A 21,088-nucleotide genomic window follows, 5' to 3' on the forward strand; every position below is an offset into this window, starting at 1 on the left:
CCTTTATATCTTTGTTACTGTACTCTCATAAAAAGCATTTCGATGATTTTACCGCCGATATACACCCCTGCTACACCAAGCACACCAGCGAGAACAGGAGGGGCAGGTAAAGGAAGTTTGATCAATTTAAAAACGACACCGATGAAGATTCCTGCCATCAACGCGAGAATCGCTTCTTTTACCATAAGAGTTCCTCCTTCCCGCACTTACTGGGAGACTTTATCTGCCTCGGCATTCACTTTCTTCAAGTTCGTTGAGTAAGGAGCCGAGATTACACCTTTTTCGGTAATGATGCCGCTGATCAACGCATTCGGCGTTATATCAAACGATGGATAGAGAGCATTCGTTCCTTCAGGGGCGATGGCGATACCTTTCAGGTGGGTGACTTCGCTGGCATCACGCATTTCCACCTCAATGTCAGCTCCACTCGGTGTTTCGAAATCAATCGTATGGCTCGAGGTCGCTGTATAAAACGGGATATCGTGCTCTTTGGCGGCCAGGGCGTGCATGTACGTGCCTACCTTATTGGCTAAATCTCCGTTGGCTGACACACGATCCGATCCTACGACGATCTTATCGATCCGTCCGGTACTCATACAAAACCCGGACATATTATCCGTGATCAGCGTATGTGGAATCCCGAATTTTTTCAGTTCATACGCCGTGATCCGGGCTCCTTGCAGATAAGGACGTGTCTCACAAGTGATGACATGGATGTTCTTGCCCTGCTCGTGGGCGGTACGGATGACTGATAAAGCCCGACCTCCATACCCGGCTCCACCTAAGGCACCGGAGTGACAGTGAGTCATCACCGTATCGCCGTCTTCGATCAACTCGGCTCCGTTGCGGCCGAGTTCATATTCAAAAGCAAGCTGGCGCTCGAGAATCTCTACAGCCTTCGCTTCCATCACGTCGATGAGCTCCTGCCCACTCCCCTTGATGGAAGCCGACATTTCGTCAACCGTTTTCATCAGGTTCACAGCCGTCGGACGTGTGCTTTTTAACAAAAACCCCGCTTCCTTAACAGCTTCTGGGTCGCCATCAGAGACAAGCGCCGCTAAGTAAAGGCCGTAAGCTCCGCAGATGCCGATCGCACCTGAACCGCGGATCTGCATGGAGCGAATCGTTTCACCCAAATCTTCGACTGTGGAACAAGTCATAACCTCTTCAGAAAAAGGCAGCTTCGTCTGATCGATGACTTTCAACGTCCCCTCTTCGAACCAGATCGGAAGCGCGAGATTTTCTTCTTGATAACGCTGCACCAATTGTTGAATATCAGTCATGATAATCCCCCCTCCCGTTTAATTTGTGACCGGTACACCTGCACGTAATTGCGTTAGGATGAATGCCTGTTTCGCTGTTGCTTCGGTAAGGTCGACGACGTTGTATGCCGCTTCGAGCGTCGGTCCGACTGAACAGACGCCATGATCCTTCATCAGTGTGATCTTAATATCCGGGTACTGCGTGAAAACGTCTGTCACATGTTGCGCAAGTTCCTTGGAACCTGAGGGTGCGACGTCCGCCACCGGCACATGACCGAGAAGTTTCCTTGCCGTCACGGTAGGAAGCGGGAGTTCTTCTCCTAAACACGCATAGCCAATCGCATAATTCGGATGACAATGGACGATCGCATTGACATCAGGGCGGACTTTATAGACGCCGAGGTGAAACCCGATTTCTTTCGAAGGCTTTCCTTGGCCTTCGATGACCTCTCCGTCCATATTGACAACGAGGGCATCTTCCCTGCTCACTTCCCCGAGGCTGACCCCGCTTCTTTTGATCAGCACATAGTCGGTCCCCGGGATCCTTACACTGATGTTTCCACCGGTCGCCTGGGTGAAGCCTTTTTGATAAACCTTATGGGATACATGCTGCAGTTCTTTTTTCAATAAATCGTGGCTCATCTTTCATTCCTCCTGTTTATAAAAGTGATGGTAAAACTCCTCCACATGAACCCTCAGTCTGTCTGCGAATGCAACCGCTTCTGCACTGTTTGCGCGAAGCGTTTCTGCTCGTTCCTGCACCCGTTGGATCACTCGGTGCTCATCAAATGAAGTGATCTGCTTATTCTTCATCACCCATTCTCCCTGGATCATGACGGAATCGATGGAAGAGCCGTTTTCATGGAAGACGAGCTGGGTGACGGCATCATGAGTGTTCGCCCATGTTGTCGTGTTTTTGTTGAGGAAAACAAGATCGGCGTCAAAACCTTCTGCGATCTCACCTTTTCGATTTTCATTTCCTAAGACACGTGCCCCTTGCACAGTAGCCATGTTGAACACTTGTGAGGCATCCGGCCATCTGCCTGGATTCCTCTCGGCCATCCGTGGCATCATGGCTGCCAGTTTCATCGTTTCAAAGGGACTGTGTGTGGTGCCACAATTGGAAGCATCGGTCCCTAATCCAACAGGGAACCCTGTTTGTAAATAATCAAAGACCCGTGCTTGTCCACTGCCCAAAATCATGTTGCTTGCCGGGTTATGAACGATTGATACGCCTCGGTCCTTGAGTAGATCCATTTCCCATTCATCAACCCAGATCGCATGGGCGGCGGTGAGGCGCTCATCGAGAGATGCCGGCCTGATCCAAGTGTTGAATGACCCCGCCCTCCCCATAATGGCGCCTGCTGTAATCTCTTTGAATCTTCGTTTCTAAGAGGTGGGTATGGATAGGGAGGTCATAGGTTCGGCTGAGATGATCGCATAACTCCAAAGCTTCCGCGGTACACCTTTGCGGGGCATTCGGACCGACCGCAAGCTGGATCCGTCCCTCTTTCCCATGCCACTTCTCGATTAATTCGCTGTAAAAGTCATGCATTTGTGCGGATGACCTTGGTGGGACTTCCATTTTTCTTCTTAGATCATCAGGTAACTCCAACTGAAGAAAGTGATGATCGGGCACATCGTGAATCATCGGAGCAAAGGATACGTGCATTCCCGATTCGAGGTAGGCTTCCAATGCGCTTTCTGATCTCGGAATGTGCGGGAAGTGGTCCAAACAGGAAGTCACCCCGCTCCGGATCATCTCTGTTGCTCCCAGCAAGACCGCCAGATAGATATCTTCATCGGTTAAGGAATGGCCATAAGCCACGGTATATAACGACCATAGCTCTAAAGGCAGGCCGGTTTCTGTACCTTTGAGCAGGTTGGAGTACGAGTGATAATGCGCATTCGTCATGCCCGGGATGATCAACTGGCCGCTGGCATCGACCTCTCGGGTTTCAGGGCTGCCGGGATAAGATCCAGAAGGGAGAATCTTTTCAATTTTCCCCTCTTTGATCAGTAGGTCCCCCGTTCTCACTGTACCTTCCCTGTCGATCCATTCCGCCTGTCTGATGACAAGGCTCATGTTACGCCTGTGTCGCTTCTAACTTTTCAAGTTTTGCTTCACGGGCTTTCAAAGCTCTCGCATACGCTTCATGCGCGATCGATGGTTTGTCATCGGTCGCCCGTTCAATCGTCTTCAGGAATAGATCTCTGATTTTGTCCTGGTTCTCAATGACGACATTTTTATGTGTATCAAGATCCGGTGGAACATCCGTCGTTCCTGCCGCAAGGTCTGTCGACATCGTGACAACCGCATAGGCGATGCCGAGTTCTCTTGCCAGAATGGCTTCTGTCGCATTCGTCATGCCGACAACATCCATTCCCCACTGCTTGTAGATATTGATTTCCAATGCCGTTTCATAGCGGGGGCCGTCCACACAGATGTAATTCGCCTTTGGTGTGACATCCAGGTCAAGCTCCTTAGCTGCCTCTAAGAACGTCGCGTTCAGATCCGGACAGTACGGCTGTGTGATTTCCACCGAATATTTATCGTAAGTCGAGACGCGCTTCGTCGTAACGTCCATAAATTGATCCAGGAGGGCAAGCGCTCCGACCGGAATATCAGGATTCAAAGAGCCGACCGCGCACATGGCAAGGACATGGTCTATACCGAGCTGTTTCAAAGCCATCATGTTTGCCCGGTAATTGATCTGGTGAGCAAGGCTGTCATGAGACTTCCCGTGCCTCGGAAGGAAATAGATGTCTTTTCCTGCATGCTCTCCTTCATAGACAACGACATCTCCATATTCTGTAGACACCTGAACTTCCTTCATGTCATCCACTAAGTTGTAAAACCCTGTGCCTCCGACGATTCCGATTTTCATAGAACACTTCCTCCTTCAACTTTGGTTTGTTGCGTTAATAAGGATGGGTAAAAGTAAGGCTTGCCTGAATCTTTCTTCAGCTGATCCCAGTGGCTCAGGATTTTGATCGCTTCTGTCGCCACAGCGATCGATTGTTCCACGCCTTCTCCTTTATATTCGAATTCATCTTTGACTCTGTTGGCAACCGCTGTAAAAATAGCGCCCGCTCTCAAATTGAACAAACTGCTCAAAGTCAGAACTGTTGCGGCTTCCATTTCGAAGTTCAGGACTCCGGCCCGCTGCATGTCATCCATGATCGTGTGCATCCAGCTTTGGTTATAGTTGTTGTACCCTGGGCGTCCCTGGCCACAGAAGAAGGAAGCGGCCGTGTAGCCGATGCCGACGTGATAGGTGACGCCCAAACGTTCTGCAGCCTCAATGGTCGCCATCACGACTTCCTGGTTGGCAACCGCCGGAAACTTCTGATCGACATACTGATCGCTCGTCCCGTCGTAGCGGACCGCACCGGCACAGATGATCAAGTCTCCTGGTGCGATATCCTCCTGCATCGCCCCACAAGTCCCGACACGAAGGAAGGTTTCCGCCCCTACTTCAGCAAGCTCTTCCAAAGCACTTGCCGTTGACGGTCCACCCGCTCCTGTCGAGCAGGCCGAGATTCCTACCCCGCCGACTTTCCCCGTGTATGTAACGTGTTCACGGTAAGTGGCGATGTGTTCTTTCTCATCCCAAAGCTCGGCCATCTGTCCCACACGTTCCGGGTCTCCGGGCAGCAGAACATATTTCTCTACATCACCGGGGCGGCACCGTATATGATATTGCGATTGATCTGCTGATTCTGGTCGATTTGCTTTTGCTTTCCATTTAAGATCCTGAGCCAATTTGAACAGCCTCCTCTTTTATCTCTTGGTTTGGTTTGTTTTCTTTGATCCATGAAAGGATGGAATCGATCGTCAAGTACGTTTTGTTTGCATCCAAGTCCGACAATTGATTGGCGAAGCTTGTGATTTGTGGTGGCTGAAGGCCTGCCTCTTCCATGACGCCTTTGTGGGAAAAAACGACATCCGCCTGGTCATCCGCAATCTTTTTACTCTGGTTCATGACGACGGTCCGACAGTTCAATTCCCCGATCAGGTGCATATCGTGGGTAATCAAGACGACGATGTGGCCATGCGCTTTGAACATCCTGACTAAATCGAGGACACGTTTACACCCTTTATGGTCCTGCCCCGTCGTCGGTTCATCCAGGACGATCACTTTGGGGGACACCGCCATGATGGATGCCATCGCCACTTCTTTCCGCTGACTGGAATTCAAATCAAAGGGATTATCATCCAGCCTGTCCTCCAGTTCAAACAATTCAATGGCTTTGTTAACCCTTTCCTCGATTTCAGTCTCAGACATTTTCAAATTGGTACAGCCGTATTCCAGCTCTTTTCTCACAGAAGGAAGAAACGTCTGGTGGTTCGGATTTTGGAAAACATAGCCGACTAAACTGGAGAGTTTGGATATTTTCTCTTTTTTCGTATTCAACCCGCCTACGGTAATTTCACCTTTTGTAGGGGTCAACAGCCCGTTGAAGTGCTTCACGAGCGTCGTTTTCCCGGATCCATTACTGCCAAGGATCGCGACGACTTCTCCTTCGTAGATATCGAGATTGATATCTTTAATCGCGGTCACCCCATTCGGATAAACATGAGAGACATTTTTCACAGACATGTATGGTTGCATCGCTTCTGCCCCCTCAAACGTTATTTGTTTGCGCTTTCATAAGACCGAACAGCTTTTTCTATAGTTGTCGCAAGTGCCGCATTCTTTATGGAATTTCTTGTTATACTGTGATAAAAATTCGGTCACTTGCGGGGCGTGCAGGGTCCATTCATGCAGACGGTCGATTTCTGTAAAAACTTCTTCCGTCGTGCCGAACATTTTGACTTCCCCCTCATCCAAAACTAAGACCTTATCACAATACGCGGCGATTCTCTCTACCTCATGGTCGATGATGATGCCTGTCATTCCATAGGCTTTCAAATTCTTCAACACATCATAGACTTCATTTTTTCCTTTTGGATCAAGCATTGATGTCGGCTCGTCCATGATCATGATGGTCGGTCTCATCGCAAGCACCGCAGCAATCGCGAGACGCTGCTGCTGTCCACCGGACAGGGCAAGCGGGCTGCGTTCTTCGAAACCTTCCAGACCGACTTGGGAGAGGGCATCTTTGATGCGGCCAAGCATTTCATCCCGGGGGACTCCAAGATTCCCCATTCCAAATGCGATTTCTTCTTCAATCGTCATCTGGCTCAATTGGTTCTCAGGTTCCTGAAAGACAAAACCGACATGTTCTGACATCGCAGCCACATTACTTTCGTGGACATTCATCCCTTTGACTGTGACCTCCCCTTCGATCTCTCCCTGGATCACCTGGGGCACAAGACCATTCACACACATGGCTAAGGTCGATTTCCCAGCACCTGTTGGGCCGATGATGCCGAGGATCTCTCCATAATCGATGGAAAAGTTGATATTTTTCAAGACCGGTTCTTCTGTATCCGGATACTCAAATGTGAGATTTTTCACTTGTATCGCTTGTTCAGGCATCAATTCACACCTCCGAATTTCCCTTGAAATCGTTTGACCAGGAACTTAACGAGCATAAACCCGCAAACGATCCACGTTCCAATAAGGGAATAGGTTAATAGAGCGTTGGTTGTCCACTGCAAGGATCCCATCATGAACAACTTCAAGTAGATTTCAAACACCAGGACAGCGAGCATCCCGATCAGGAAAGAATAGTCGAGGGATCCGATATTCGTTTCACGGAGGCTTGTTTTGTTTCCTTTTCTACTAAAGGCTCGGCATTCGAGAACGTAAGAGAGTTGGTGAACTTTCATAAATGTAATGATGAACAAGGGAGCGAACATGGGGACGAGATTCTTCACACGTTGAATAATGTTCCCTTTCACATCGAGACATCTCGCCTGCTGGGCTTCCATGACGATTTTAGCTTCACGGGCGATGATCGGGATGATTTGAAAGGTTGATAGTAAGATAAACGCAAAAGAATGAGGGACTTTCCATTTCACAAGGGCTGAAGCCATGTCAGATGGGTGGGTCGTCATGACGAAGAGGACAGCACCTGTACCGATAACGAGAATTCTGAAAGACATGACAGACGCATAAACCATCGACTCATACTTGAAAGTCAAACCGCCAAAAATCTCAAAGACTGGTGTAACGCCGATCGGATTATAGATTCCATGAACGGTCATGATCAGGACTGCAAAAAGCAGTAGGAATTGAATGGAAATCAAATACGGTTTTACGAGTTTTGCTAAAACGACGAGCGGGAAAAGAGCAACCAGCAATAAAAGCTGGAGAGCCGGATCATTCATGATAAATGAACTGGCAACGACAAAAACTACGAAAATCATCTTCGTCCTTGGGTCCAAGCTGTGAATCAAGCTATCTTTTGGCAAGTACAAACTGTTCACGCTTTTTCCTCCTTCGTATAGTTAGGATGGGTATTTCTGTACGAGGCCGTTCTCATCGACGACGGTTGTGGATCCCCTTTCGATCAGCGTCGGCTGAAACGTAATCGTTTCCTTGAAATTCTTATCTTCCTTTATGATTTTGACAATCAATTCCACCGTCTTCTCTCCCATATCTGCCGTAGGCGTTCGGATCGTCGTCAATTCAGGAGCGACAATTTCCGCAAATTGAGAATCGTCAAAACCGATGACTGAGAGCTCTTCCGGAATCGATAGGTTCATCTCCCTTGCTGCCTTGTAAATTCCGACGGCAATCGCGTCGTTTCCGGCGAAAATGGCTGTGGGACGATCAGCAAGTGCTAACAGTTCCTTCCCTTTGTGATACCCGCTATGGATTTTGAATTCATCCAGACGCACATAATGATCGGTGGGTTGAAGACCATGATCTTCAAGTGCTTTTGAATAACCTTTAAACCTTTCCACTGTCGCATAAGAATCTTCCTGGCCACCGATATAGCCAATCCTCTCATGCCCATATTCCAAAAGGTGCTGGGTTGCTTGATAGCCTCCCTCATAGTTATCAACGAGCACTTCATCCAGTTTCACGTTTTCCACTTGGCTTCCTAATAAAATCATTGGAAGATCGGGACGGTTCTTCATAACCTCTTTAATGTTCCGATCGTTCATTTCAGGTGTGGAAAAAATGATACCGTCAATCCCTTTTCTAAGCAGGAAATTCAGGTATTCCGCTTCTTTTTCCAAATCATTGTCCGTGTTACATAAAATCACGTTAAAACCATATTGATGCGCCTGATCCTCAATGGCCCGGGTCAATTCACCATAGAAGATGTTTTTAATATCCGGAATGATCAACCCGAGGGTCGAGGTTTTTTTCTTAATCATGGCCGTTGCCACCATGCTCTTCTGGAATTTAAGTTCTTCTACCGCTTTATACACTTTTTCTTTTGTGCTTACGCTGCAGTATCCACTATTATTCAAAACTCTCGAAACTGTAGAGATGGATACATTGGCCGCCTTAGCTACATCTTTGATCGTAGTCATTGTCACCACTTCCTATCTGTATGGAAACGTTTTTATGCAATGAAAGAAAAAATCAGCTTCATTCCCTGATAGAGTCGCATGCAAACGCTTTCTATTTGTGTCTATTATACGGGAAAGGAAGGGTTTATTTCAACAATTTTCAGAAAATAAAGATAGTTATTTTCCATTATTTCTTGCAGATGCTTTTGATAATGTGGAAACGTTTTTATAAACGGATAGAAAGAGACTTAGGAAACCGTTGTCTTCTGTTTTGCTTTACAGACCGGATTCTTAAGAGAGCCGATTCCATCGATGTAACATTCGATTTCATCCTTCTCTTTTAAAAACTCTGCTCCGAGCGGACTCCCTGTAAGAATGACATCCCCTGGCTGCAGGGTCATCACATGACTCAAATACGAAATCATCCGCTCGATAGTGACGATCATTAAGCTTGTCGGACTGCTCTGTTTTCTCTCCCCGTTATGAGCAGCTTCTATCACGGCCTTTTTATGGTCAAACTCTGTTTCTACGACAGGACCGAGAGGCGTAAACGTATCGAATGATTTCCCAAGCGTCCAATGACCGTTGTCATGGAAATATTGAGGCGCTGTTACATCATTCCCGATGGTATAACCGAAAATATGATCCTGGACTTCCTCTTCTTTCAGTCCTCTCGCTTTTTTCCCGATCACCACAGCAAGTTCCGACTCAAACTTTACTTCACCGATGGTTTCGGGGATTTGAATGGCGTCAGAAGGACCGATGACAGAACTGTTCGGTTTGAAAAAGAAGACCGGCATTTCTGGTCCTTCTTCCGGCAGTTCGTCTACCTGTGATACATAATTCGCTCCGATCCCGATCACTTGGTTCAGTTCTACGGGGGCCAACCACTCTATTTCTTCTATGGAGTAGGTCTCACCTGTATATTCCCAGGTGTTAAAGACATCTCCTGAAACCTCTTTCACCTCTCCACCTTCAAGGACTCCTGCTTTCTTCTTCCCTTCAATCGTAAAACGTAAAAATTTCATCGTTTAACCTCCAGTTCATCTGTCATTTTCGCCTTTCTGGCCACACCGCTCCGGATAGCCGCATCGGCTACAGCTTTTGACACCCGGTCAACGACACGTTCATCCAATGGATCTGGAATGACATAATCTTTACTCAAACGATCGTGATCCACTAATGAAGCAATAGCTTCCACAGCAGCCACTTTCATCTTTTCATTGATTTCTCTAGCGGAAACACTCAAGGCACCTTTGAAAATGCCGGGAAAAGCCAATACATTATTGATTTGATTTGGAAAATCAGACCTCCCTGTCCCCATCACCGCAACACCTGCCTTTTCCGCTTCCTCCGGCATAATTTCAGGGATGGGATTTGCCATGGCGAAGATCACAGGGTCATCGTTCATCGAAGCCACCATTTCCTTAGTGAGAGCTCCCGCAACAGAAACTCCGATAAAGACATCCGCCTTTTTCAAAACCTCTGACAACTCTCCTGAGCTCCTTGATTCATTGGTCATGGCAGCGACTTCTTCTTTCAATGGGTTCATACGGTAATGACGCCCTTCATAGATAGCCCCTTTCGAATCACAGAGGATGATCTCTCCGACCCCCATATTCACGAGCAGTTTGACTACAGCGATTCCTGCCGCTCCGGCTCCATTGATGACGACTTTCACATGCTCTAATTTCTTTTGAACGACTTTCAAAGCATTGATGAAACCGGCGGCAGTCACAATGGCCGTCCCATGCTGATCATCATGAAACACCGGGATTTGAAGTTCCCTTTTCAATGTTTCTTCAATGTAAAAGCAGTGGGGAGCAGAAATATCTTCGAGGTTGATTCCTCCAAAGGTCGTTTCCAACGCCTTCACGGCATCGATGAACGCCTCAGGATCTTTACGATTGATACATATTGGAAAAGCATCGACATCAGCAAATAATTTAAATAGCGCCGCTTTACCTTCCATTACAGGATAGGAAGCTCCGGCCCCTATATCCCCAAGCCCTAAGACTGCAGTTCCATTCGTGACGACACCGACCAGATTTCCTCTCATTGTATAATCGTAGATGGCTTCTTCATTTTCATGGATTTCCTTGCATGGTTCTGCGACTCCCGGAGAATAAACGAGACTCAGATCTTCTCTACTCTCCACTGGCACCTTCACTTCCACGCTCAGTTTTCCGCGGTATTTTTGATGAAGATCCAAAGCATTTCTGCGCAAATCCAACGGCCATCCCTCCTCTTTATTGTAGGAAAAGGACCCAATAGGTTAAAAAAACGGATTCGATCCTTTTCCACACATTCAACCAGGTCATATCTTTTGATTTATTCTCTCTTTTTTTATATGCTTAAAGGTAAGTACATGGAGCATCATACAACGCGATTTCCCAAATTCAGTTGTATTGATGTTCTTTTTTATGCCGTTTTCTTTTTGTCTGCACTCTTCTTCGGGGCAATCCCAATTTTCTCTCTTATGTCTTTGGCATTTGGAAGGAAACGGACCGGAAAGATTTTAAGAATCATCCAGACGATGTAGAACGTCAACAACTTGTCAGCGACTGTGCCCGGAATATTCGCAACAAAAGCGGCATTGAAAATTTCCTGACCGGAAGCAATCAACCCTGCGGTCAATACGTCGACGGTATGTCCAGAGAATCCACCGAACGCATACACAGATATGACGGTGGCGACTGCGGAAGCTAAGATTCCCGTCACGGCACCGGCTGTCATGACTTTCCATGCTTTCTTAAACCACCCTTTTTTATAGAAGAAGTAGGCTAAAAAAGCGACAAATATTCCGACAAGAGCAAAAGGTAAGTATGTCCATCGAACAATAAGAGCTAAAATGACGTTGGTCATCAAAGCGGTTGCCGCACCCCAAAGCGGGCCTAAGACGATGGCATTTAGTACGGTACCGATATTATTCAGAAACAATGGCAGCTTGAGCATTTCTACAATCGAGTTTGCCACCCAGTTCAAGGCAATACCGGCTGGAATCATCGCAACAATGAAACTGGAATTCTTTTTCATCATGATTCGTTATGTCCCTCCTCTGTTATAAAAGCGAATAGACAAACCTCCTTTTAGTACCACCCTCCTTAAATGATTATTTCAAATCACCTAAACATAAAAACGTTTCCACAAATTGACTCCAAGAACCTTATCAAGTTTTGTGGAAACGCTTTCTTAGACTGAATTATACATAGAGTCGTTTGTAATTTCAACAATATTTTGAAAATAATAATAATTTCAAGATATTACCTGTTTACATTCGACAAAAGCCTACATCATTCGTTCTTTTTCAGACAGATATTCGATCCCATCTATTCAAATAGTGAAGAATAAACTCTAATTGAGAGCTTTGACTTCATCTGATTTCATGTGGAAACCTTTCCCTATTTGGTAGAACTACGCCCACTTGAAATCTTTCATGTAATGATACGTAAGGAAAAAAGCCCCACGGAAAAATTCCGTGGGGCTTCTGATCACCATTATTTTTGCTCTAGTGAAAACTTCGCACTCATGACATCACTACTGTTCGTCCCAACAAATACTTCAAACTCTCCAGCATCACTCTTATGTTCCATGTTCGCATGATAATACCTGAGCTGTTCTTCCGTTAAGGTAAACTCTACGGTCTTTGCCTCGCCAGGCTGGAGGTAGACTTTCTCAAAGTCCTTCAGCTCTTTCAGCGGACGGACGACCTCTCCCACTAAATCTCTTACATACAATTGGACGATTTCCTCTCCGGCATAGTCCCCGGTGTTGGCCACTTGAATCGACACGTGCAAAGAATCATCCGGCTGGATCCGCTCAGAGGATAGCGTTAGGTCATCGTACTGGAACCGGCTGTAGCTCAATCCATAACCGAACGGGAAGAGTGGTTCGTTCGGGATATCGAGGTACTGGGATACATAGCGTTCCTGAGCATCCGGGGCATCTTTCGGACGACCAGTATTGTATCGGTTGTAGTAGATCGGCACTTGTCCGGCAGAGTAAGGCATCGACATCGTCAGCTTGGCGGATGGGTTCACTTCGCCGAACAGGAGATCAGCAAGTGCGTTCCCGCCTTCCGTTCCCGGATACCAGGCTTCAATGACAGCATCGGCATTTTCGATAACTTCACGTACATCCAGGGGGCGGCCATTGAAAAGGACCGCGGTCACTGGTTTTCCTAAAGCTTTGAGTTTTTTCAGGAGCTCGAGCTGCACTTCAGGAATGCGGATGTCGGCGCGGCAGCCGGCTTCTCCGCTCATATCAGAATGCTCCCCGAGCGCAACGACGAGGACTTCTGCCTGTTCTGCTTTTTCAAGTGCTGCTTTCACTTGTTCGTCCGTTCCCGTTTCAATGCCGCTTCCGGCTGATGTCAGCAGTTGTCCTTCATTCAAGTACCGGGAAAGGCCGGAAGCAACGGTGACGGTATCTTCGGCGGACCCTCCCCACGACCACGGTCCGAGGATATCGGTGTTGTCGGCGAATGGACCGATGAGGGCGACCTTTTGATCCTTTTTGAGCGGCAGGGTCTGTTCGTTTTTCAGGAGCACCATCGATTTCGACGCCAGTTCACGGGACGCTTCCCTGTTTTCAGGAGCGAGAACATAGCTTGCTTCTTCCTCCTCACTCGCTCCCCTGTACGGGTTATCGAACAATCCGAGTTTTTCTTTCAATTGAAGGATGCGTAACACCGCTTCATCGAGGGTGCTTTGCTCGAGGGTCCCTTCTCCGATCAGTTCCTCGACATGATTGACGTAGCAGGACGTCATCATTTCGATGTCGACGCCTGCTTTCATTGCTTTATCAGCTGCCTGTTTTTCATCTTCGGCGACGCCGTGTGGGATCAGTTCCTTCACCGCTCCCCAATCGGAGATGAGCACTCCGTCAAAGTTCCATTCATCCCGCAGAAGCCCCCTCATCAATGGTTCGTTTCCAGTAGACGGCATCCCGTTCAGGAAATTGAAGGCGGTCATCACCATCTGGGCTCCTTCGTCTAAGGCCGCTTTATAGGCAGGGAGGTAGTTTTCCCGCAGCTGCCATTCGGACATATCGACGGTATTGTAATCACGGCCGCCCTCCGGTGCCCCGTATGCAGCGAAGTGTTTCACGCAGGAAGCGACTTTATAGGGATCGTTTTCCAGATCGCCTTGATACCCTCTGACAAAGGAACGGGCGAACTGGCTGTTCAGAAACGTGTCCTCGCCGGTACATTCCATGACCCGCCCCCATCTCGGTTCGCGGGATAGGTCGACCATCGGTGCGAAGGTGACGTGGACTCCCGCTACCGCCGCTTCTTTCGCAGCGATCGCTGCGCTTTGCTCAGCGAGATCTAAATCCCAGGAACACCCGATCGCAAGCGGTACAGGGAAGATCGTCTTGAAGCCGTGGACGATGTCCGACATGAATAACAACGGGATCCCCAGCCGGTTTTCTTCCATATGAACCTTTTGGATGTTGATCGTCTCATTCGCACCGGACGCTCCCAATACCGAACCTGTTCGTTTGATATCTCCTTCATCGATGTTCATCTGGACCATCGGACCTGTGATTTCCCCGCGGTCGGATGCTCCTTTAAAGAAAGGCGTCGCCAGTTGGACGAGCTGCCCCACTTTCTCTTCGATTGTCATTTGTTCCATCAAGTTCTTCAATTGATGTTCTGCCATGAATGGTCCCCCTCTATTGAATGTTAAGTGAAACGTTTCGAAATAAACATACCTGCAGTATAATCCCGCTCATCTCATCCGTCAACCGTCATATGTAGGCATTAAGTAAGGTTTTGTCGTTTTTATTAGAAAAATCAAATAAGTAGTTGAAAGCGGATACAAACTAAATTATAATACAGTTATCGAAACGTTTCAATAAACGTAATCAATTACAAAGGGGTGCTTTACGTGAAGGGCAAATTATGGTTGTTGATCGCTGTTGTGGTGACATCTTTGGCATTGGCGGGATGTTCAGACAATTCATCCTCCGATGGGGATGAAAACACGGTAACGGTATGGGCAATGGGTGAAGAAGGAAAAAAATTGAAAGAATTCAGTAAAGATTTCGAAGAACAGAACGAAAATCTGACCGTTGATGTACAAGCAATCCCTTGGGATACGGCGCATGACAAACTGTTGACGGCCGTTGCTTCAGGAAATGGTCCGGATGTCGTTCAACTCGGCACCACATGGGTCCCGGAATTTGCAGAAGCCGGAGCTCTTCTCGACTTATCCGAACATATGGAAGACTACCCTAATTTCGCAAAAGAAAATTACTTCGACGGCTCCGTTTCAACTATGGAACATGGAGATCTGGTGGTAGGTATTCCATGGTATGCGGATACGCGTGTCATTTACTACCGTGAAGACATTCTGAAAGAAGCGGGCTATGACGAAGCACCAAAAACGTGGGACGAGCTGAAGGAAGCCGCTCAAACGTTAGCCGATCGCGGCGAAGACTCTTACGGGCTTGATATCGACCGCAATGATCAGATCACTCCGTTCATTTTTGCATGGCAGAACGGCTATGAATCGAACCTTGAAGAAGGCAACCTGAACTTCGATTCTCCTGAATTCAAAGAAGCGATTCAATATTATACGAGCTACTTCGAAGAAGGCATCAGTCAGAAACAGGAAGGTAAGGACATCGTAGAAGCGTTCAAAGATGGTTCGAAACCGATGTTCTTCAGTGGTCCATGGATGGTCAATATCATCAATGACCAGGCTCCGGACCTTGAAGGCAAATGGGCGACAGCCGTCATGCCGACCAAAGAAACGAACACTTCCAGCATGGGTGGTGCGAACCTCTCCATCTTTGAAAGCTCCGACAATGTCGACGGCGCGCTTGAATTCATCTCTTATATGACGGATGTGGATACGCAGTTGAGCTGGTTGGAAGAGTCCAACACTCTCCCTTCCCGTACGGAAGCCTGGGAAGATCCGATCATGCAGGAAGATCCGAATTATGCGACATTCGGTAAACAGCTGGAGAATACGAAACCGGGTCTGCAGACCGAGAACTTCGAACGGATTGCACAGGAGCTGCTCGCTCACATTGAACGCATCACCGTCGGTGGTGCGGACGTTGAAGAAGAGCTCGAGGCCTTCCATAAGGAAGCGCAGAGCTTGATCGAGGAATAAAACATCACATGACAGGATGGAATGGAGGCCCCATTCCATCTTCTTTTATCCATGTCATGACAAGATAGGTGGGTATCCATGAAATTAAAAAATAGACACCCTTACATGTTCATATCCCCGGCGGTTCTGTTGTTATCTCTCTTCAGTCTGATTCCGATCCTGATCGCCTTTGTCATCAGCTTCACGGATATGAACTTGAAAGGTCTGGCCGACTGGTCTTCGATTTCCTTCATCGGCCTTGAAAATTACAAAGAACTGTTTGCAGATGATAAATTCATTACATCGATTTTCAACACCATTTTTTACGTAGTTATCGGCGTTCCTTTAGTCATCATTTGTTCATTGTCTATCGCTTTGCTGCTGAACTACGGGACAAGCAAACTGTTCACGATGTTCCGGGCGGTCTACTATATGCCTTCGATCACGAACATCATCGCGGTCGCCGTCATCTGGGGCTATTTGTACAATACCGAATACGGTTTGTTCAACTATATCCTTTCGCTGCTGACGATCGACAACATTCCATGGCTGCAGGAGCCGACCATCGCGAAAATCTCCCTGATCATCCTTGCCGTCTGGAAAGGGATCGGGATCAATATGATCATCTTCCTCGCTGCTTTGCAGGGCATTCCGAAATCGTATTATGAAGCCGCTGAAATGGACGGGGCGAACCGCCTGCAGGTGCTTTTTCATGTAACATTGCCGCTCCTGCGTTACGCCACGTTCTTCGTGACCGTCACCACCTTGATCGGCTGGATGCAGTTCTTCGAAGAGCCGTTCGTCATGACCGATGGCGGCCCGCTCGATGGAACGATTTCCATCGCTCTCTTCATATATAAAGAAGGTTTCCAGTTCAGTGAGTTCGGCTATGCGGCTGCTGCGTCCTTCGTCCTTTTCGCGATGATCATCATCGTGACGATGATCCAATTCAAGTTCAGGAAATCAGATACGGAATACTAATCGAAAGGAGTTCCAACAGTTATGGCACAAGCGACGAAGAAGAACAAATGGGAACAGGCGCTGGTCATCTTGGTGATGGTGGCGGGTGGCGTTCTCGTCTCGATCCCTTTCATATGGATGATCTCAAGCTCCTTCAAACCAGAGAGTGAAGTGTTGGCGATCCCGCCAACGATCATTCCGGACAACCCGACCCTTGAAAATTACATCAACCTGTTCACGAATATGAATTTTGCCGTTTACTTGAGAAATACACTCATCATCGTTCTCTTCTCTTTCTTAGGGTTGCTGTTCAATGCGATGGCCGGCTACGGATTCGCTAAGTACAATTTCAAAGGCCGGGAAAAAGTCTTTTACATTGTCCTTGCGACGATGATGATTCCTGGGCAGGTGACCATGATCCCTGTGTACCTGTTGTTGAACGCAATGGGACTGACGAATACGATGACCGGGATCATCCTGCCGGGACTCGCCGTCGCCTTCAGCATCTTTTTATTCCGGCAGTTCATGACGACCATTCCTGATGATTTGATTGAAGCGGCCAGGCTTGACGGTGCCGGCGAATTTTATATCTTCTTCCGCCTCGTCATGCCGATTGCGAAACCGATTTTTGCGGTGCAGGGAATATTGACCTTCATCGCCGGTTGGAACAGCTTCCTCTGGCCGTTGATCATCGCGAACGATGAAAGTCTTTATACACTATCCGTCGGACTCTCCCTGTTACAGGGACAATACGCGAACAATTTCGCCCTGCAGATGGCGGGTGCTGCTTTCATGGTGGTCCCGATCATCATCATCTTTTCTTTCTTCCAAAAATATATTGTGGAAGGTTTTACCATGTCAGGCATCAAATAAACAAGTTTATGCTTGAAAACTGTTATAATGAAGTATACGAATGGACAGATGGAGGATTTTTATATGGCTACAATCAAAGATGTGGCTAAGCGAGCGGGGGTCGCTCTTTCGACAGCTTCCTACGCGTTGAATGGCCATCAGAAAGTGAGTGCAGCAACGGTCGAAAAAGTGCTCAAAGCCGCTAGAGAATTGAATTACCAGAAGAACGGGTTCGCATCTGACCTGAAGCGGACCAAAACGAATACGATCGCCTTGATCCTTAGTGATATGTCCGGGCCTTACTTCTCGGAATTGATCAAAGGCGTCCAGGAGGTGACGGCGAGCCATCAGTATGATCTGATCGCCTGCAGTTCCGTGGGAGGTGACCGCTCCACCGCTACGAAATTCCTGCGGGAAAAACGCGTCGATGGAGCGATCATCCTCGCGCATAACATCAGCACCCAGGTCATTGAGGAATCAGCCCGTGAAGACTTCCCGATCGTGGTTCTCGACCGGGACGTTAAGAACCCGTTCGCCATCCACGTGAACGTCGATAACCGCCACGGGGCCTTTGAAGCGACGGAACATTTGATCGAGAATGGACACCGGTCCATTGCGTATATCAGCGGGCCCCACGATTCCCATGATAATGAGGAGCGTTTCAAAGGTTTTTCAGAAGCCTTGGAAAACCACGAACTCCCCTTCCAATCCCGCTTTAAAATCAACGGGAATTTCACACGCGAAGGCGGCTACCGGGCAACGAAAATGCTCATCGCCCAGCAGCAGCTGCCTGATGCTGTGTTTTATGCCAACGACGAAATGGCGATCGGCGGTCTGCAGGCGTTTTCTGAAAAAGGGATTTCCGTCCCGGATGACGTCTCTGTCATCGGGTTTGATGATATCCAGCTATCCGAATACGTCCACCCGCCTTTGACGACCGTCAAACAGCCGAAATACGAAGCCGGCGCCTTAGCGGTCCATACGATCTTTCAAATGCTGGCCGGTGAGAAAGTGGATCCGTTGTTCAACCTTTCCACCGAATTTGTGAAACGATCTTCTGTACGGAGTAAATAAAAAAAGCCTGGATTCTCATAAAAGAATCCGGGCTTTTTTTCTCATCATTGCCTTTATTTTATCGAAAATTCCTCTTTAATCAGCAGCTCTTCAGGAGCCTGTCCGATATCAGATTCGTGGAAATAATCTCTGATTACTCCATCCTCAAGGTAGTTGATGATCGCTACCATCGTCATCCCCTGATCAAGAGCAAGGTAAGCATTCGTCACTTCCCCTGTTTCCACATTCACAGAATCGAGGAAGCCATATTTGCTGTAAGTATCGAAACGTTTCAACTGATGAATGTTCTTGAGCGCTTCCATCGGTGCATATTCAAGAGCCAGGAATGTCGCGTGAGGCGTTACGGTGCCGTCTGATTTGTACCCATCCATTCCGAGCGGTGTCGCAGCGAATTCAGAGTAATCCTCAGGCGTCGCGGCTGGAGACATCCCCCAGGCTGCGTAACCTTCTTCCTTCGCGTATTCGATTTGGATGTCCGTATGGCGTTTGTTGTTCAATCCCAGAGCATCTTTCCCCAGCTCTTTTTCCTTCAGAACAAGTGGCGGCATAAGCGCTTCGAACATGCTTCCACCCCAGCTCGGTACATACTTTTTACCATTGTACGTATAGTGCCCTTCAAATACGTCCACGCCATCATAAGTCGTCGTATATCCTTCTGGCTGTTGTGCCTGCCAATCCCAGCTGTCCGGCATCGTGCGGTACATCTTCCACCAGTGTTCTTCCGGTACATCGCCCTTACCGATCGCAATGTAGCTCGCGACACGAGGTTCCGTGTAAAACGCGCCGTAATGGTGGGACGTATAACTTTCTGCGGCGACGTCATACCCCCCTCTCATCTGCCCGACTTCCGGGGTATAGAGCGTGGAGTAATCCATGTCCTGTACGATCGCGTTTGACTGAGCATACAGCTCAGGATAAGCTTGTCCGACGACGATCAGGCCTGCAGAAAGCCAGCCGTTATCGACCGTTGAAATGAACTCTCCCCAGTCCGTATAAAGCGATCCATCGGACGTGTTGTACCAGTTGTAGAACAATCCATTCCATGTTTCCATACCTTCAAGGGTTGTCAGGGTCGTCTTGATTTTATCCACGGCTGTATCACGGGAGATGTGCCCCGCTTCCTCTGCTGCAATCGTGCTCATCATGTAGATGCCTATGTTCGTTGGTGACGTGTGCTTCTGTGCCGTCATTTCTCCCTGCTCATCATACCGGACCGCATCATACGTCAGCCCGGTTTCTTCCACAGTAAAATCTTCAAAATACCGGTACGTTTTCTTTGAAATCGCTTCCAATTGTTTCGATAAAACAAATTCCTTCCATTTCTGACCATGCTTCGCCATCGTCGTTGCCGGCGCGGCGACACTCATCATCAGGATGAGGGCCAAAAATAACAGCGACACCTTTTTCTTCAAAAAACCACTTCCTTTCCAAGTTTGGTGAAACGTTTCGATTAAAGTGTACAAAACTATGAGCGCTGGGTAAATGCGATAATAGTAGTAATTGTCGTAAATTTCAGATATTTAGTGGGAGGAAAGTAATGGATACTTCTTCTATGGAGCGAAAAAAATCGGGACTTCCAAACAAATAACACCTCTATAGATTTATCAGGTGGCTTTAGCAAAGATACATAATAAAGGCGATTACTCCAGGAAGTAATCGCCTTTTCTTTCTTAACATTGTATTCCCTGCTCATTCTGTTTACTCATCATACGAGTTCAGCGCATTCACACTGTGAGCAAGAGCCGATCCTGCTTTTAATGCCGTGGCAACGAAAATGGCTTCCGCTACCTCTTCTTTTACAGCTCCCTGCTTCTTGGCTCCTTTCGTATGCACATCAATGCAGTAAGGACAGACTGTGGTATGCGCAACGGCTACGGCTATGAGCTCTTTATCTTTCGCAGAAATAGCCCCGCCTTTCATGGACTGCTGATCGAAGTCGACAAAGGCATGGAACGCCCCCTCATTAAGATTGGAAAGTTCTTTGAGACGGCTGAAATAAGAGGCTTTGTATAAAGCATCATCGCCTTTCTCATCGTATGTATTGAGCGCATTGACACTGTGTGCGATGGCTGAACCTGCTTTCAGCGCTGTCGCCACAAGAATCGCTTCAGAAACTTCCTCCTTTGTCGCTTCCTGCTTCTTTACATTCTTCACATGCAGATCGATGCAATACGGACAGCCTGTAACGTGAGCCACAGCGACCGCGATTAATTCTTTCAATTTACCATCCAGCTTTCCTGGTGCTAACGCTTTTTTATCAAACTCTACGAAAGTCTTGAAGGCTTCTGGAGCCAAATCTCCGAGTTCCGGCAGCCTCTCAAAATAGGAGGTTGCATATAAAACGTCGTTTCCCATGGTCCTCTCTCCTTTGTATTCTTTTCGTTCATTCTTATGATAAATAGTACCATCCAGTGGTTGCC

21 protein-coding genes are annotated in these 21,088 nt (G+C 47.7%); 4 read left to right on the forward strand and 17 right to left on the reverse strand.

Features of this window, described 5'->3' with window-relative positions; genetic code table 11:
• Positions 1-14: 14 nt before the first annotated feature.
• The 15 genes from ACXADE_RS11255 to bglX all read right to left on the reverse strand — a co-directional run bounded on the left by ACXADE_RS11255 (position 15) and on the right by bglX (position 14,342).
• A complete protein-coding gene (locus tag ACXADE_RS11255) occupies positions 15-185 on the reverse strand; it encodes a DUF1427 family protein (RefSeq protein ID WP_160911653.1) in 171 nt (56 codons plus the stop codon).
• 21 nt (positions 186-206) lie between these two features.
• On the reverse strand, positions 207-1,283 hold the full coding sequence (gene mtnA, locus ACXADE_RS11260; RefSeq protein ID WP_474980561.1) for an S-methyl-5-thioribose-1-phosphate isomerase: 1,077 nt from the start codon (positions 1,281-1,283) through the stop codon (positions 207-209).
• An 18-nt stretch (positions 1,284-1,301) separates the two neighbouring features.
• Complete coding sequence (locus ACXADE_RS11265; protein ID WP_474980562.1) at positions 1,302-1,904, reverse strand: class II aldolase/adducin family protein; 603 nt, start codon at positions 1,902-1,904, stop codon at positions 1,302-1,304.
• A 3-nt stretch (positions 1,905-1,907) separates the two neighbouring features.
• Positions 1,908-2,615 carry an amidohydrolase family protein gene (locus ACXADE_RS11270; RefSeq protein WP_474980563.1) on the reverse strand — a complete coding sequence of 236 codons (708 nt, stop codon included), beginning with the start codon at positions 2,613-2,615 and terminating at the stop codon, positions 1,908-1,910.
• Complete coding sequence (locus ACXADE_RS11275) at positions 2,563-3,348, reverse strand: amidohydrolase family protein (protein ID WP_474980564.1); 786 nt, start codon at positions 3,346-3,348, stop codon at positions 2,563-2,565. The genes ACXADE_RS11270 and ACXADE_RS11275 overlap by 53 nt, the downstream gene beginning before the upstream one ends.
• A 1-nt stretch (position 3,349) precedes the next feature.
• Positions 3,350-4,150 carry an MTAP family purine nucleoside phosphorylase gene (locus ACXADE_RS11280; RefSeq protein ID WP_474980565.1) on the reverse strand — a complete coding sequence of 267 codons (801 nt, stop codon included), beginning with the start codon at positions 4,148-4,150 and terminating at the stop codon, positions 3,350-3,352.
• Complete coding sequence (locus ACXADE_RS11285) at positions 4,147-5,028, reverse strand: nucleoside phosphorylase (protein WP_474980566.1); 882 nt, start codon at positions 5,026-5,028, stop codon at positions 4,147-4,149. The genes ACXADE_RS11280 and ACXADE_RS11285 overlap by 4 nt, the downstream gene beginning before the upstream one ends.
• Positions 5,012-5,878, reverse strand: coding sequence for an energy-coupling factor ABC transporter ATP-binding protein (locus ACXADE_RS11290; protein WP_474980567.1), 867 nt, complete (start codon positions 5,876-5,878; stop codon positions 5,012-5,014). Before ACXADE_RS11290 ends, ACXADE_RS11285 begins: the two co-directional genes overlap by 17 nt.
• A 36-nt stretch (positions 5,879-5,914) precedes the next feature.
• The gene (locus tag ACXADE_RS11295) at positions 5,915-6,748 is read right to left on the reverse strand and encodes an energy-coupling factor ABC transporter ATP-binding protein (protein WP_474980568.1); all 834 of its coding nucleotides are present in this window, start codon (positions 6,746-6,748) and stop codon (positions 5,915-5,917) included.
• Positions 6,748-7,641 carry an energy-coupling factor transporter transmembrane component T family protein gene (locus ACXADE_RS11300; protein WP_474980569.1) on the reverse strand — a complete coding sequence of 298 codons (894 nt, stop codon included), beginning with the start codon at positions 7,639-7,641 and terminating at the stop codon, positions 6,748-6,750. Before ACXADE_RS11300 ends, ACXADE_RS11295 begins: the two co-directional genes overlap by 1 nt.
• Before the next feature lie 21 nt (positions 7,642-7,662).
• Positions 7,663-8,700, reverse strand: a complete 1,038-nt coding sequence (locus ACXADE_RS11305; RefSeq protein WP_474980570.1) for a LacI family DNA-binding transcriptional regulator — start codon at positions 8,698-8,700, stop codon at positions 7,663-7,665.
• 227 nt (positions 8,701-8,927) lie between these two features.
• On the reverse strand, positions 8,928-9,707 hold the full coding sequence (locus ACXADE_RS11310; RefSeq protein WP_474980571.1) for a fumarylacetoacetate hydrolase family protein: 780 nt from the start codon (positions 9,705-9,707) through the stop codon (positions 8,928-8,930).
• Entirely contained in the window at positions 9,704-10,912 is a 1,209-nt protein-coding gene (locus ACXADE_RS11315) for an NAD(P)-dependent malic enzyme (protein WP_474980572.1), read from the reverse strand. The genes ACXADE_RS11310 and ACXADE_RS11315 overlap by 4 nt, the downstream gene beginning before the upstream one ends.
• A gap of 188 nt (positions 10,913-11,100) precedes the next feature.
• On the reverse strand, positions 11,101-11,718 hold the full coding sequence (locus ACXADE_RS11320; protein ID WP_474980573.1) for an ECF transporter S component: 618 nt from the start codon (positions 11,716-11,718) through the stop codon (positions 11,101-11,103).
• A gap of 458 nt (positions 11,719-12,176) precedes the next feature.
• Positions 12,177-14,342: a beta-glucosidase BglX gene (gene bglX / locus ACXADE_RS11325; protein ID WP_474980574.1), complete on the reverse strand. Its 2,166-nt coding sequence runs from the start codon at positions 14,340-14,342 to the stop codon at positions 12,177-12,179.
• A 228-nt stretch (positions 14,343-14,570) separates the two neighbouring features.
• Here bglX and ACXADE_RS11330 point away from each other — a divergent pair, with 228 nt between their 5' ends.
• The 4 genes from ACXADE_RS11330 to ACXADE_RS11345 all read left to right on the forward strand — a co-directional run bounded on the left by ACXADE_RS11330 (position 14,571) and on the right by ACXADE_RS11345 (position 18,668).
• On the forward strand, positions 14,571-15,803 hold the full coding sequence (locus tag ACXADE_RS11330) for a sugar ABC transporter substrate-binding protein (protein ID WP_474980575.1): 1,233 nt from the start codon (positions 14,571-14,573) through the stop codon (positions 15,801-15,803).
• 78 nt (positions 15,804-15,881) lie between these two features.
• Positions 15,882-16,763 (forward strand): carbohydrate ABC transporter permease, encoded by an 882-nt coding sequence (locus ACXADE_RS11335; RefSeq protein ID WP_474980576.1) that lies wholly within the window; start codon positions 15,882-15,884, stop codon positions 16,761-16,763.
• 21 nt (positions 16,764-16,784) lie between these two features.
• Entirely contained in the window at positions 16,785-17,615 is an 831-nt protein-coding gene (locus ACXADE_RS11340) for a carbohydrate ABC transporter permease (RefSeq protein ID WP_474980577.1), read from the forward strand.
• A 63-nt stretch (positions 17,616-17,678) separates the two neighbouring features.
• Entirely contained in the window at positions 17,679-18,668 is a 990-nt protein-coding gene (locus ACXADE_RS11345; protein WP_474980578.1) for a LacI family DNA-binding transcriptional regulator, read from the forward strand.
• Positions 18,669-18,721: 53 nt separating this feature from the next.
• Here ACXADE_RS11345 and ACXADE_RS11350 read toward each other — a convergent pair whose 3' ends face one another.
• On the reverse strand, positions 18,722-20,080 hold the full coding sequence (locus ACXADE_RS11350) for a glucoamylase family protein (protein ID WP_474980579.1): 1,359 nt from the start codon (positions 20,078-20,080) through the stop codon (positions 18,722-18,724).
• A gap of 286 nt (positions 20,081-20,366) precedes the next feature.
• Positions 20,367-21,023, reverse strand: coding sequence for a carboxymuconolactone decarboxylase family protein (locus ACXADE_RS11355; RefSeq protein WP_474980580.1), 657 nt, complete (start codon positions 21,021-21,023; stop codon positions 20,367-20,369).
• Between the last annotated feature and the right edge of the window lie 65 nt (positions 21,024-21,088).

It is taken from the genome of Halobacillus sp. ABR2_026, assembly GCF_056158545.1.

What these genes read in the sequence shown, in the direction of transcription:
- mtnA (WP_474980561.1), bottom strand. Translation starts at nt 1,283, where the DNA reads ATGACTGATATTCAACAATTGGTGCAGCGTTATCAAGAAGAAAATCTC.
- ACXADE_RS11340 (WP_474980577.1), top strand. Translation starts at nt 16,785, where the DNA reads ATGGCACAAGCGACGAAGAAGAACAAATGGGAACAGGCGCTGGTCATC.
- ACXADE_RS11345 (WP_474980578.1), top strand. Translation starts at nt 17,679, where the DNA reads ATGGCTACAATCAAAGATGTGGCTAAGCGAGCGGGGGTCGCTCTTTCG.
- ACXADE_RS11320 (WP_474980573.1), bottom strand. Translation starts at nt 11,718, where the DNA reads ATGATGAAAAAGAATTCCAGTTTCATTGTTGCGATGATTCCAGCCGGT.
- ACXADE_RS11255 (WP_160911653.1), bottom strand. Translation starts at nt 185, where the DNA reads ATGGTAAAAGAAGCGATTCTCGCGTTGATGGCAGGAATCTTCATCGGT.
- ACXADE_RS11295 (WP_474980568.1), bottom strand. Translation starts at nt 6,748, where the DNA reads ATGCCTGAACAAGCGATACAAGTGAAAAATCTCACATTTGAGTATCCG.
- ACXADE_RS11305 (WP_474980570.1), bottom strand. Translation starts at nt 8,700, where the DNA reads ATGACTACGATCAAAGATGTAGCTAAGGCGGCCAATGTATCCATCTCT.
- ACXADE_RS11355 (WP_474980580.1), bottom strand. Translation starts at nt 21,023, where the DNA reads ATGGGAAACGACGTTTTATATGCAACCTCCTATTTTGAGAGGCTGCCG.
- bglX (WP_474980574.1), bottom strand. Translation starts at nt 14,342, where the DNA reads ATGGCAGAACATCAATTGAAGAACTTGATGGAACAAATGACAATCGAA.
- ACXADE_RS11310 (WP_474980571.1), bottom strand. Translation starts at nt 9,707, where the DNA reads ATGAAATTTTTACGTTTTACGATTGAAGGGAAGAAGAAAGCAGGAGTC.
- ACXADE_RS11270 (WP_474980563.1), bottom strand. Translation starts at nt 2,615, where the DNA reads ATGGGGAGGGCGGGGTCATTCAACACTTGGATCAGGCCGGCATCTCTC.
- ACXADE_RS11275 (WP_474980564.1), bottom strand. Translation starts at nt 3,348, where the DNA reads ATGAGCCTTGTCATCAGACAGGCGGAATGGATCGACAGGGAAGGTACA.
- ACXADE_RS11265 (WP_474980562.1), bottom strand. Translation starts at nt 1,904, where the DNA reads ATGAGCCACGATTTATTGAAAAAAGAACTGCAGCATGTATCCCATAAG.
- ACXADE_RS11290 (WP_474980567.1), bottom strand. Translation starts at nt 5,878, where the DNA reads ATGCAACCATACATGTCTGTGAAAAATGTCTCTCATGTTTATCCGAAT.
- ACXADE_RS11335 (WP_474980576.1), top strand. Translation starts at nt 15,882, where the DNA reads ATGAAATTAAAAAATAGACACCCTTACATGTTCATATCCCCGGCGGTT.
- ACXADE_RS11280 (WP_474980565.1), bottom strand. Translation starts at nt 4,150, where the DNA reads ATGAAAATCGGAATCGTCGGAGGCACAGGGTTTTACAACTTAGTGGAT.